Here is a 12,820-nt window from a genome sequence, read left to right as displayed (position 1 = left end):
CCAGCTTCCACCAGAACGGAACCCTCCTTCCATGACTTCCACGCCCTGGCTCGCTGCCATGATTTCGCCCGAGCAGGACTTCGACGGCGCCCCGCTGCTCCGCAAGGAATTTACGCTCGAGGCGGGCCACGGCGGCGTGGCGAGGGCGACGCTGCGGGCCACCGCCTTCGGCGTCTATGAGGCGTTCATCAACGGCTCACCGGTGGGTGCCGACGTCCTGAGCCCGGGCTGGAGCTCCTACGAGTGGCGGCTGCGCTACCGCAGCTACGACGTCACCTCCCTGCTGGCGCCAACCAGTGTGCTGGGGGTGGAACTGGGCAACGGCTGGTACCGCGGACGGCTGGCCTGGCACGGGATGTCCAACCTGTACGGCAGTGAGCTGGGGTTCCTCGGCCAGCTGGACATCGAGTTCGAGGACGGACATGTCCAGTCGGTCGCCTCTGACACCTCCTGGCAGGCAGGCCCCTCCGCCACCACCTTCAACGACCTCTACGACGGGCAGACCATCGACGCCCGCCGCTCTCAGACGGGCTGGGCGGAGCCCGGCTTTGTCCCCGGCGCTGACTGGACGGGTGTGCGTGGGCTGGCGTTCGACGGCGGCCGGCTGGCTGAGCCGGTGGGCCCGCCCGTGGTGCGTGCCGGCGTCGTGCATCCCGTGGAAATCCGCACCTCACCCACCGGCCGGACGCTGGTGGACTTCGGCCAGAACCTGGTGGGCTGGCTCCGCTTCACGGTGCGGGGCGAGGCCGGGCAGGCCATCACCGTGCGGCACGCCGAGGTCCTGGAAGACGGCGAGCTGGGCGTCCGGCCCCTGCGGTCAGCCAAAGCCACGGACACGTTCATCCTCTCCGGCGGGGAAGACGTCTTTGAACCAACCAAGACCTTCCACGGCTTCCGCTACGCCGAAATCACCGGCTGGCCGGGCACCCTCACCGAGGGAGACCTTGAGGCCGTAGTGGTCCACTCCGACCTGGAGCGAACCGGCACCTTTGAGTGCTCCAACGAACTCGTCAACCAACTGCACCGCAACATCGTCTGGGGGCTGCGCGGCAACTTCCTGGACCTGCCCACCGACTGCCCGCAGCGCGACGAGCGGCTGGGCTGGACCGGCGACATCGCGGTCTTCGCCCCCACTGCTGCCTACCTGTACGACGTCAAAGGGTTCCTGCAGGACTGGCTGCTGGACCTGGCTGCCGAGCAGAAGGCGGCGAACGGTCTGGTGCCCATCACCGTGCCCGATGCCCTGAAATACTGCCCGCAGCCGCCCGAATTCCCGGCTCCGGAATCGTCCGCCCTGTGGAGTGAAGCCTCCGTGTGGGTGCCATGGGCACTCTGGGAGGCCTACGGGGACCTCAGCGTGCTGCGGAACCAGTACGAGTCGATGGCCTCGCACACCCGCCGGGTGGAGGGGCTGCTCTCGCCCACGGGCCTGTGGGACTCCGGCTTCCAGTTCGGCGACTGGCTGGACCCCGACGCCGCGCCGGACCAGCCATGGGCGGCCAAGGCGGACACCGGCGTGGTGGCCACCGCCTGCATGTACCGCACCGCGCGCCTAACCGCCCAGGCTGCCGGGCTGTTGGGCAGGCGCGACGACGAAGCGTACTTCGAGGCGCTTGCCGCCCGGGTGCGTACCGCCTTCGCCGAGAACTACGTCGCTGCCGACGGCACCATCCGCAGCGACTGCACCACGGTCTACGCGCTGGCTATCGCCTTCGACATCCTGGCCACCCCGGAGCTGCGGGAGTTCGCCGGGACCCGCCTGGCCGAGCTGGTCCGGGACAACGGCTACCGCGTGTCCACCGGATTCGCGGGCACCCCGTTCATCACGCACGCGCTGACGGACACCGGCCACATGGACGAGGCCTACCGGCTGCTGCTGGAGAAGGGCTGCCCGTCCTGGCTGTACCCCGTGACGATGGGAGCCACCACGGTCTGGGAACGCTGGGACTCCATGCTCCCCGACGGCACCATCAACCCCGGCGAAATGACCAGCTTCAACCACTACGCCCTGGGCGCCGTTGCCGACTGGATGCACAAAGCCATCGGCGGCATCCGACCGCTGGAACCGGGCTACGCGCGCGTCCTCATCGCCCCGCAGCCGGGCCAAGGAATCGACTGGGCCAGGACCTCCCTGAAGACTCCGCACGGTGAGGTCCGGGTTGAATGGACGCTCGACGGCGGTGCGTTCCGCCTCGAGGCGGCCGTCCCTGACGGGGTGGCGGCCGACGTCGTCCTTCCCGACGGTGCGCAGCGCACCGTTGAGGGCGGCACCCACTCTTTCGAAGGGCGCGTTGCCCCCATGCCCGATTACGAGGCAAGCCGCTGATGGGCAGACAGGAGACGGTTCGGCTCCTGCGCCTCGATCAAATCCGGATGCGGGACCCTTTCATCCTGGAACCTGTTCCGGGGGAGTTTGTCCTGTTCGGAACCAGCGACAGGAACGTGTGGAGTGGCCCCGCCACCGGCTTTGACTGCTATACCAGCAATGACCTTGAACACTGGGAAGGCCCCTTTGCGGCCTTCCGGCCGCCAGCGGATTTTTGGGCGGACGCGCAGTTCTGGGCTCCGGAGGTGTACGCCCTTGACGGACGGTTCTTCATGTTCGGCACCTTTGCGACGTCAACGGGCAACCGCCCCCGGGGTGTCGCGGTTCTTGCCTCGGATCTGGCCACGGGCCCGTACCAGCCCTGGAGTGACGGAGCCGTGACGCCGGCGGCCGAACCGTGCCTCGACGGGACGCTGTATATCGACGAGGATTCCACCCGCTGGCTCGTCTACAGCCGGGGGACGGAGGGAACCGCTGATGCACCAGGGATCACTGACGGCGAGATGCGTGCCGTCCGCCTGGCGCCGGACCTGCGCACGGCAGCCGGTGAGCCTGCTCTCCTGTTCAAGGCATCCGCGGCGGCCTGGACCCGGCCGCTGCGGTTCCCGGAGGGGGTGGAACCCCCAAAGGACCTGAACCTTGCCGCAGATCCCCTGTTCACCGATGGACCGTTTGTTGTCCGTTCGCCGGAAGGGTCTTTGCTGATGCTGTGGTCAAGCCACGGCGAGGCCGGGTATGCAATGGGCATCGCCGAGTCGAAAAGCGGAACCATCAAGGGGCCCTGGATCCAGCAGGCGGACCCTGTGTGGTCCAGAAATGGCGGGCATGGAATGGTCCTCCGCACATCCGGCGGGCGTGACTATCTGGTCTTTCACGGGCCGAACGACACACCCAACGATAGGGTCAGGATCACTGGCGTGGAAATCGACGGGAACAGCATCCGCGTCCTTCGATGAGGTGCAGCGGAGGCGCTGATCTGCAACGATGTGGCAAAAGATCATTCCCAGGGAGGACTCATGCCGTACACCGTGGATTTCAAGAACGTGTCCACCGCCGGTCTGGAATCGTCACCGGTAGCGGAGGCGTTGGCCGGGCTCCGCGCCAACGAGGCCCGCTACTACAAGAATAAATACGACCACGACTTCACGGTGGTCCCTGCCGGGGAAGCGCCGGAAGTGCTGGACTATGTGAACAACATCCTGTCCGCCGAGCGCAACCTGGTGATTGCCTCCAAACCCCTTGAGGTGTCCTCCTTCGAAGTGGACGGGCTGCGAATGGCCTACGTGTTCTACGAGTCAGGGCTGTCCATCAACGTCATGTACGGCATTGAGGAAGGGGGCAAGCGGGCGGTCGGATTCAAGCTCTCGGACGGCATGGACGTTCCGGAAGAGCTGGCGTCCAGCTTCAAGTTCGCCCGCCAGAAGTCGAAGCTGGCGGGCACCATCCGCGGCTCGTACTTCGTGATCAAGGGCGAGTACGCCTAGATGGTCACGTTAAACGCCGCATAGCCCGTCGCCGCGGATCCGGTCATGGTGGCCAGCTGGTAGATGCCGCCGTCGTCGCCGAACACGTTGTCTGACTGCAGCGTGGTCCGGGTCATGTTGGTGATGCTCTTTTCGTAGCCAGGAGTTGCGTAGACGTCGTCACAGGCCGCTTTGGTCAGGGCAATCTGCGAGACGGTGAGCACCTGGCCGGCGGCGGTGGCGTTGTTCATGGATTCGAACACTTCGAAGTGGATGTGCGGCCACCGTCCGGCGTAGGCACCCGGGAAGATGGACGTGAAGGTGACCTGGCCGTTGGCGTCTGCCTCCTGGACGCCGCGCAGGTAGTTTTCGTTTTTCAGGCTCGAGTCGTACATCGAGTACTTGCCGTCGCGGTCGCAATGCCAGGCGTAGACCGCCGCGCCCGCCAGCGGTGTGCAGCCGTTGGCGTTGTCCAGCAGGGTGAGGGTGAAGGTCAACGGGACGCCCACCGCTTTAGCGGACGCGGTGCCGAAGCTGGAGGTGATGTCCTGCCGCACCACGCCGGAGGCTTCCAGGACGTTGGGTCCGTTGGAGCCGTCGCCCGGGTACGGTCCGGCGGTTTCCTGGGGAATCTCCACGCCGCACTCGGCAATGGCCCGGGTAATGGTGGGTGTCGACGTGGCGGAGGACGATGCCGTAGCCGAAGCCGATGCGGATTCGGTGGAAGCCGCCGTGGCGGTTGCGTCCGTGGCTGACGGCGCAGCCGTGGTTGATCCGTTGGGGCTGCAGGCAGCGAGTGCGACGGCGGCGCCGCCGGCACCGAGGAACATGCCGAGGGAGCGGCGGCTCATCAGCGTCGACAGGTCGAATTCAAGGCCGCGGTCGTGATCCGGGTGCGGCTGGTGCGCGTTTTCGGGGAGCTCATTGCGGTTGTGCGAAGTGGTCATGAACCCATCAGAAGCCACCGCACTATGCGTCCGGTAGGCGGATTCTGTGAGCCACCTGTGTGACGTTGCCCCGCGACCCCGGCCTCGGCCGCGTAGGGCCGCTACCCCTGCGAGTGCGTCCGGGTGCCGGCGCTGACGGCAGCCTGGTGCCCCAGGTTCCTGGAGACGGCGCGGGCGGCCGCGCGGACAGCGGGGGCCAGTACGTTCGGGGGAGTGGACCCGTCCGGGACCACGATGGACAGTGACGCCACCACGGAGCCCTGGGCGTCGAAGATGGGGGACGCCACGGAGACGGTCCGGGACGGGACGGTACGGCGGATCATCGCAATCCCGGTGCGCCGCACATCCGAAAGGGTCCTGCGCAGCTGGCCCTCCGGCAACTCCGGCACTCCGGGCTCGTTTTCCGGCGGCCGCTTCAGGATGGTCTCCTGGAACTGCTGGTCCGCGCCCGCCAGCAGCACCAGCCCGATCGCCGTGGACCGCAGGGGCGCCCGGCCACCCACGCGGTACGCCACCTCCGTGGCATCCTTCGCGGACAGCCGCTCGATCAGCACCGCCTGCTCGTTGTCCCGCACCGCCAGCAGCACGTGGTGCCGGGTGACTTCGAACAGGTCTTCCAGGTAGGGAAGGGCAATTTCCCGCACCCCGTGCCCGCGGGGCGACAGCGACGCCACTTCCCACAGCCTGACCCCCACGACATACCGGCCGTCGTCGAGCCTTTCAAGCGCACCCCATGCCACCAACCGGGCGATCAGCCGCAGTGCGGTGGGCGCGGGCATGTCCGCATACCGGGCGAGTTCCGAAAGCGTCAGTGCCCGCCGCCGGTCGGAGAAGACGGCGAGCAGGCTCAGCGCGCGGTCGATGACGGGTTCGCCCTGTTTGGGCCGCTTTCCGCGGGCAGGCGGGGTGTCCGGGTCCGGAATGACAGTCATGGCGGTGGTTCCTAGCGCTGATGCATTGGTGAGCTGCCCCACAATACTATTTCGACCAATGAAAATGCTGTGTGGGGGACAGGAGCACGCCAACCAAGCTGGAACTCCCAGCACCCGCACCCCAGGAGCCCTGCCGCATGACCGCCCCCACCCGGCTTCGGGCCGAGCACCTGTTGGAAGCGATGGGCCTGACCATCCGGGAGCCCAGCCTCAGCTGGACGCCTCCCGCCGGAACCACAAGCCAGGCGGCATACCGCATCACCGCAAGCAACGGCTGGGACACGGGGAAGGTCGAGTCGGCCGCCTGCAGCGGCATCCCGTACGGCGGCCCGGCGCTGCGCTCGCGGGACCGGTTCGAGTGGCGCGTCCGCACCTGGGACAGGGACGAAAAAGGCACCGAAACACCGAGCGGCTGGTCCAGCCCCATGCCGGTGGAGCTGGGGCTGATGCATGCCGAGGACTGGACGGCGCAGTGGATCGGGCCAGACGAGCCCCAAGTTCCGGCGCCAGGAGACCGGCCCGGCTATGCCCTCACCAAAACCTTCCTCCTGCCGGCGGCCCCGAACAAGGCCCGCGCCTACGCCACCGCGCACGGCATCTATGAGCTATTCATCAACGGCAACCGCGTGGGCGACCAGCAACTCACCCCAGGCTCCACCAGCTACAACACCACGCTCCAGGTCCAGGCCCACGACGTCACCGCCCTGATCCGTGAAGGCAGCAACACCGTGCGCGCCGTCCTCACCGACGGCTGGTACCGCGGCACGTTCGGATACACGCGCGACGCCGACATGTACGGAACGCACACGGCCTTCCTGGCGCAGCTCGAACTGGAGTCACGGGCCGGCAGGCAGGTCATCGGCACCGACAGCTCGTGGCTGGTGTCCGCCACGGAGATCCTCCGTGCCGACCTTATGGCGGGCCAGGGCGTGGATTTCAGGAAGGCCGACGGCGGCAGCGCACCTAAGGCGGGCAACGGCGCCCCGGTTGCCCGCGCACCCCGGCCGTGTTCCGCCGTCGTCCGTCCCGGCAGTTTCACCGCACTGGCCGGACCCCTTGCGCCGCCCACCCGGGTGGCGCAGGAACTTGTTCCGGCGTCCATCACGCGGCTGGCCAACGGCAGCCAGGTGGTGGACTTTGGCCAGAACATCCACGGCTGGGTCCGGCTCACCAGGCTCGGCGCACCGGGCGAAACCGTCACCCTGGAATACGGCGAAGCGCTCGGAGCGGACGGCGACGTCAACCGGGACCATCTGCGCCCCCTCGACTTCCGGGCGCCGGGAGCCTTCCGGGACGCAGGCCAGGTGGACACCGTCATCGCCTCGGGTGCCCCCGGGGAAGTCTTCGAACCCCGGCACACCACCCACGGCTTCCGGTACGTCTCGGTCCAGGGCCTCGCCGCGGGCCTCCAGCCGGGAGACATCACCGGCTGCCTGGTGCGGACGGACCTGGAACGTATTGGCACCTTCAGCTGCAGCGATGCGCGCCTGAACGCACTGCATGACATCGTGGAATGGAGCTTCCTGGGCAACTCCTGCGAGGTCCCCACCGACTGCCCTCAGCGCGAGAAAGCCGGCTGGACCGGGGACTGGCAGCTGTTTGTCCCCACTGCCGCCTACCTTTTCGACGTCACAGGCTTCTCCCGCAAGTGGCTGCGCGACGTCCGTGCAGACCAATGGGACAACGGCGTCATCACCAACATCTCGCCGTCCCCCGGGCCCGCGGCCACCTCGGCGGAGTTCATGGGCTTCACCAACGGGTCCGCCGGCTGGGGCGATGCGGTGGTGATGGTGCCCTGGGAGGTCTACCTGGCGTCCGGGGACGCCGGGATCCTCGCCGAAAACTGGGAGGCCATGCAGCGGTGGCTTCACTTTGTGCAGGCTACCGCCGAAACGGAGCGGCACGCCGCGCGCGCCGCCGCAAGCGCAGCGCCCGCGCCGCACGAGCGGTACCTGTGGGACACCGGCTTCCACTTTGGTGAATGGATGGAACCGGACGGCCCCGAACCTGACCTGTTCGCCGCCCGCAGCGCCGACCACGGGATCGTGGCCACGGCCTACTACCGGCACACCACGGACGTGATGGCACGAATCGCTGCTGTCCTGGGCCTGGATACAGAGGCCGCCGAGCTCGCGGAACTTTCACACCTGATCCGGGACGCGTGGGAGACGGAATACCTTGATTTTTCCGGCAGCGTAATCCAAGCCACGCAGGCCAACTGCGTCCGCGCCCTGGCCTTCGACCTTGTCAGCCCCGAACACCGCCCCACGGTCACCTCGCAGCTGGCCGCCCTGATCCGGAACGCCGGCACCCACCTGGGCACCGGCTTCCTGGCCACGCCCTACCTGCTCCCGGTCCTGGCGGACAACGGACAACTGGACCTGGCCTATGAACTCCTGATGCAGGACTCGGAACCGTCCTGGCTGACCATGGTGGACCGCGGCGCCACCACCGTGTGGGAGTTGTGGAACGGCATCGATGCCAACGGCACGCCGCACCAGTCGCTCAACCACTACAGCAAGGGTGCCGTGGTCTCCTTCCTGCACCGCTACACCGCCGGCCTGCGGCAGGCGCCCGGAAGCGCAGGCTGGGAGCGCATCATCATTGAGCCCCGCCCCGGCGCCGGCCTGGCATCCGCCTCCACCTCACACATGGGGCCACGGGGCCTGATCCAGGTGGCCTGGACTGCGGCGGAAGGAGCAATGGACGGCGGCGTGCTGACGCTCACAGCCACGGTTCCCTCCGGCACCACCGCGGAGGTGCGGCTGCCCGGCGCGCCGGCCGCCGTCGTCGGGCCGGGACACCACACTTTCCCTGCCGCCACCGGCCGGGGCACTGCACAACCTGCGCTGATGAGGAGCACACTATGACAGTGGATGACGCTACCGGGGTACTCGACCTGTCCCCTTCCGACATGTCGCGTTCTGACATATCCCGTCCCGACACCTCCCGTCCCGGAGGCAGGAAGGTTCCGCCGTTCCCTGTCTTCGATGCCCCGGGCACGGCGGAGCAGGTCTCGGACGTATCCTCCGTGCACCGTGAAGTCACCTACGCCCGGGCCATCGGATTCCGGCCGCTGAAGATGGACATCTGGCTGCCCCGCAAGGCCTTTGGGACCACGCCGATGGTCCTCTGGGTGCACGGCGGAGCGTTCCAGCTGGGCGACCGCCGCGAACTGCCGCCCACCTTCGCCCCCGATTCCGTGTTCCGGCTGCTCAACGAGGCAGGCATCGCCTGCGCCACGGCGGACTACCGGCACTCGCTGGAGGCGCCGTTCCCGGCACAGCTCCACGACCTCAAAGCCGCGGTCCGCTACCTCCGGGAGTTCGCCGGGGACCTCAGCATCGACCCGGACAGGTTTGGCGCCTGGGGCGAATCAGCAGGCGGCCACCTGGTAGCGCTCCTGGGACTCACCGGCAAGCGCGAAGACCTGGAGGGCGGTCTCGGTGCGCAGGGGCACCCAAGCAGCGTCAGCGCCGTCGTCGACTTCTACGGCGTGTCTTCGCTGGTGGACATCCCGCCAATAGTCACCCCGGACGGGCTCTTTCCCCCTTCCTTGACTGCCGCTGTCCCGCCGGGAATGTCGCTGCAGCCCGAGCAGATGCTGGTGGGCGGGTCGGACGACCCGAAACTGCTGGCCGCGGCCAGCCCCGTCAGCTACGTATCGGCGGATGCCGCCCCGTTCCTCCTGGTCCACGGCGATTCGGATGGACTGGTCCCGCACTCGCAGACCGAGCTTCTGGCCGCCGCGCTCGCCGGCGCCGGCGTGGAACATGACGTCATGACCATCACGGGCGGCGACCACTGCTTCTTCGGCGCCGAGGACCAGTTGGATACCATCCTGGCCACAGCCGTTGACTACTTCTCACGGAAGTTGGGAACACCATGACACCCCGCACAAAACCAGACGTGGCTTCCCCCGACGCCACCCCGGCCGGCCCACAGGGGGAGGCCGCCGCCGGTTTCGCTGAGTACCTGGCCAGCCCGGAAGGACCGCAGTTCCTTAACCCGGACGCCCTGCGCTCACCCGGGCCGGACGTCCCCATCCGCGCCGTGACGGCCGACGGCCGGCACGGGCCGGTGGCCATCCGGATCTACGGGGAACCGGCCGGCGCGGACAGCCCCGCCCTCGTGTGGCTGCACGGCGGCGGATTCGTCAGCGGCAGCGTGGATAGCCCGGAGTCGGATTACCTGGCGCGGGTGCTCGCGAACCAGGGCACGCCGGTGCTGTCCGTGGACTACCGGCTGGCCCGCGACGGCGTGTCCTTCCCCATCCCGCACGACGACGCCCTGGCCGGCTGGTTTTGGGCCCGGAAGAACGCCGAAAGCCTGGGGCTGGATCCGGACCTGCTCTGCCTGGGCGGTGCCGGTGCCGGTGGCAACCTGGCGGTGGGCGCCGCGCTCTACCTGATTGACGCCGGAAAGCCGCTGCCCGCCAAGCTCCTGCTGGCCTACCCCTTCCTGCACGCGGAACTCCCGCCGCCGGCCGGGGGACTGGATCAGCGGGTCATGGCCGGGCTGCCCCGGCACCTGCGGTTCACCGTGGAGGACTGCATCCGGACGGCCGAGAACTACGTGGGCGGCCCCGTCAGCATGGCATCGTCCTATGCGATGCCCGGCTACGCGGACCCTGCCGGACTGCCGCCCACGGCCCTGCTCGCCTGCGAGTACGACGACGCCCGCGGCTCCACAGAGCTGTTTGCTGCTGAGCTGGAACGCGCAGGGGTTCCGGTGTCCTGCTTCCTCGCCCAGGGCGCGGTCCACGGCCACCTCAACCACACCGCCGGCCTGCCGGAAGGGCAGGCGGCCCTGGATTTCCTGGCGGGTGAGCTGCTGGCAGTCCGGCGGGCGTAACGCTTCCGGCGTCCGCTGGTGCTGCCGGCACCTGGCTTACCCGGGGTTGGCCGCGCCGTCGTTGACGGAAGCATGGCTGCTGGACCAGATGTCACCCATCTCCTCGGTGGACTGCTCCACAATCCGGCTCATGGCGGCATGCGCGGCGGCTGCCTGGCCCCGCTGGATGGCGCTGGCCACATCCACGTGCATCTGCAGTGCCTCATGGTCCGGAAGATGGGGCATCAGGCCGTGCTGGGTCCGCCCCGCCAGCACTTCCGCCACGAGTTTATGCAGCTGCGAAAACATCAGGTTGCCGGAGGCGTTGAGGACAGCGGCATGGAATTCGATGTCCAGGCGCAGGAAATCTTCCTGGTCTCCCCGCTGCCCGGCGGCCCAAAGCCGGGCTGCCATGGAAACAAGGTCGCTGGCCTGGTCGAGTGAAGCGCGCTCGGCCGCGAGCCGGGCGGCCTGCGGCTCAATGGCGCCGCGCAGTTCATTCAGGGACCGCAACTGCTCCAGCCGCTTGGCCGAGGCCAGCCGCCACCGGATCACCTGGGGGTCATAGAGGTTCCAGCTGGCTTCCGGCTGAACCACCGTTCCCAGTCGGCGGCGCGATTCCAACATGCCCATCGACGACAGGACACGGGTGGCCTCCCGGATCACGGAGCGGGACACCTTGTGCTGCGCCTCCAGCTCATCCAAGCGCAGGATCGAATTCGGGGCCAGCGTTCCCTCGGCAATGGCGAGCCCCAGGTTCTCGACCAGCGATGAATGCAGGTCCGGGGACAACGCCGCCTTTGGGATGGTCATGAATAAATCATATGGGGGCATGGCAAGGTCTTGTATATGTCTGCCTTATTTGTTTATGCTCGCTGAACACAACAGACGTAACGAGGCGTCTGTCACCCGCCCGCGAAGCTGCGGGCCTGAAGGCAAAGGAAGTCGTAATGAAGCGGCATTCAATTGTGAAGTACGCGGCAATTGCCGCAGCGATGTCGCTGGGGCTGACCGCCTGCAGCGGCGGCGGAGGCGGCAGCGACCAGGCCAAGCAGTCCGGCACCGTCCGTGTCACCCTGGCCAACCACGTGTGGACCGAGGGCATCAAGGCCGCGATTCCGGAATTCGAGAAGTCCAGCGGGCTCAAGGTGGAGCTGACCCAGCTCGGCGAGGACCAGCTCTCTGACCAGTACAACGTCAAGCTCAACGCAGGCAGCGACGAGATCGACGTGATGATGTACCGCCCGCTGCAGGAAGGCAAGGCTTTTGCCAAGAACGCTTACCTTGCGGACCTGACCAAGAACGTCTCATCGGACTCGGGCTGGGACTGGAAGGATTACCAGGAGGGCCCGGTCAAGGCCACCACCGTTGACGGCAAGGTGGTTGGTGTTCCGATCATCACCGAGCGCGAAGTCCTGTACTACCGCAAGGACCTGCTGCAGGCCGCAGGCCTCCAGGTCCCCAAGACCATGGAGGAACTGGAAGCGGCGGCCAAGGCCATCAAGGCGTCCTCCCCTGACACCGCAGGCTTCGTGGCCCGCACCGGCAAGTCCGCCGCGGTGACCCAGTTCTCCAGCTTCCTGTACAGCTTTGGCGGCGACTTCATGGACTCCAGCGGCAAGGCCTCTGTCAACACCGACGCCGCCAAGAAGGCCTACGCCTACTACGGCGGCCTGATCCGCAACTACGGTCCCGCCAACGTCAGCACGGACATGAGCTGGCCCGAGGCGATGGCCATCTTCACCCAGGGCGGTGCCGCCTTCTACACGGAGGCAGATTCGCTCTACAAGAACGCCACAGACCCCGCCAAGTCCAAGGTTGCGGACAAGGTTGGATTCGCTGCGCTGCCTGCAGGTCCCGCCGGTTCCAAGCCGTACAACATCCCCTCCTGGGCGCTGGGCGTGAACCAGAACTCCAGCAACCAGGACAACGCCTGGAAGTTCATCCAGTGGGCAACCAGCAAGGAACGCACCCTGGCAGCCCAGAAGGCCGGCGTCCCGGGCCCGCGCACCTCCGTCTGGTCCAACCCTGACGGAACCTCCACCTACCCGAAGGACCTTGCCGACGCGATCTCCGCCAGCGCCAAGAACGGCGTGGGCCATGACCGGCCCGAGGTTGTCACCGTAGGCAAGGCACGCGAAATCGTGGGTGCCCCGATTGTCGCCACCATCACCGGCGGGGACGCCGCCGCAGCGGCAAACGACGCCCAGACTGCTTTCCAGACCTTCCTGGACAGCGAAAAGAAGTAGGACACAGGGCGCCTATCGCGCACCAACATCCCGCCGGGACGGCCCATGGCCGTCCCGGCGCGGCCCACTT

At 67.6% G+C, this 12,820-nt stretch carries 10 protein-coding genes; 7 read left to right on the top strand and 3 right to left on the bottom strand.

Annotation, left to right across the window (positions count from 1 at the left end; translation table 11 throughout):
- The first annotated feature begins 31 nt into the window (after nucleotides 1–31).
- The 3 genes from FB478_RS14210 to FB478_RS14200 are packed head-to-tail and all read left to right on the top strand — an operon-like array spanning nucleotide 32 to nucleotide 3,810.
- On the top strand, nucleotides 32–2,326 hold the full coding sequence (locus FB478_RS14210; protein ID WP_144600941.1) for a family 78 glycoside hydrolase catalytic domain: 2,295 nt from the start codon (nucleotides 32–34) through the stop codon (nucleotides 2,324–2,326).
- Nucleotides 2,326–3,282, top strand: coding sequence for a glycoside hydrolase family 43 protein (locus FB478_RS14205; protein ID WP_261377415.1), 957 nt, complete (start codon nucleotides 2,326–2,328; stop codon nucleotides 3,280–3,282). The genes FB478_RS14210 and FB478_RS14205 overlap by 1 nt, the downstream gene beginning before the upstream one ends.
- Before the next feature lie 60 nt (nucleotides 3,283–3,342).
- The gene (locus FB478_RS14200) at nucleotides 3,343–3,810 is read left to right on the top strand and encodes a hypothetical protein (protein WP_018770868.1); all 468 of its coding nucleotides are present in this window, start codon (nucleotides 3,343–3,345) and stop codon (nucleotides 3,808–3,810) included.
- Here FB478_RS14200 and FB478_RS14195 read toward each other — a convergent pair.
- Nucleotides 3,807–4,736, bottom strand: a complete 930-nt coding sequence (locus FB478_RS14195; RefSeq protein ID WP_144600940.1) for an intradiol ring-cleavage dioxygenase — start codon at nucleotides 4,734–4,736, stop codon at nucleotides 3,807–3,809. The two genes, FB478_RS14200 and FB478_RS14195, sit on opposite strands and share 4 nt — an antisense overlap.
- Before the next feature lie 101 nt (nucleotides 4,737–4,837).
- Nucleotides 4,838–5,668, bottom strand: coding sequence for an IclR family transcriptional regulator (locus FB478_RS14190; protein WP_018770867.1), 831 nt, complete (start codon nucleotides 5,666–5,668; stop codon nucleotides 4,838–4,840).
- 137 nt (nucleotides 5,669–5,805) lie between these two features.
- Here FB478_RS14190 and FB478_RS14185 point away from each other — a divergent pair, with 137 nt between their 5' ends.
- The 3 genes from FB478_RS14185 to FB478_RS14175 are packed head-to-tail and all read left to right on the top strand — an operon-like array spanning nucleotide 5,806 to nucleotide 10,522.
- Nucleotides 5,806–8,538, top strand: coding sequence for an alpha-L-rhamnosidase (locus FB478_RS14185; protein ID WP_144600939.1), 2,733 nt, complete (start codon nucleotides 5,806–5,808; stop codon nucleotides 8,536–8,538).
- Entirely contained in the window at nucleotides 8,535–9,557 is a 1,023-nt protein-coding gene (locus FB478_RS14180; protein ID WP_056388276.1) for an alpha/beta hydrolase, read from the top strand. The genes FB478_RS14185 and FB478_RS14180 overlap by 4 nt, the downstream gene beginning before the upstream one ends.
- A gap of 20 nt (nucleotides 9,558–9,577) precedes the next feature.
- Nucleotides 9,578–10,522, top strand: a complete 945-nt coding sequence (locus FB478_RS14175) for an alpha/beta hydrolase (RefSeq protein WP_261377413.1) — start codon at nucleotides 9,578–9,580, stop codon at nucleotides 10,520–10,522.
- A gap of 36 nt (nucleotides 10,523–10,558) precedes the next feature.
- Here the strand turns inward: FB478_RS14175 and FB478_RS14170 are convergent, their stop codons facing one another.
- Nucleotides 10,559–11,314: a FadR/GntR family transcriptional regulator gene (locus FB478_RS14170; RefSeq protein WP_018770863.1), complete on the bottom strand. Its 756-nt coding sequence runs from the start codon at nucleotides 11,312–11,314 to the stop codon at nucleotides 10,559–10,561.
- Nucleotides 11,315–11,451: 137 nt separating this feature from the next.
- On the opposite strand from FB478_RS14170, the gene FB478_RS14165 reads away from it, so the two are divergent.
- The gene (locus FB478_RS14165; protein ID WP_134165247.1) at nucleotides 11,452–12,750 is read left to right on the top strand and encodes an ABC transporter substrate-binding protein; all 1,299 of its coding nucleotides are present in this window, start codon (nucleotides 11,452–11,454) and stop codon (nucleotides 12,748–12,750) included.
- The last annotated feature ends 70 nt before the right edge of the window (nucleotides 12,751–12,820 follow it).

This window comes from Arthrobacter sp. AG367 (genome assembly GCF_007828995.1).
Lineage (GTDB): Bacteria > Actinomycetota > Actinomycetes > Actinomycetales > Micrococcaceae > Arthrobacter.
This window is presented reverse-complemented; position numbering and strand designations above follow the sequence as displayed.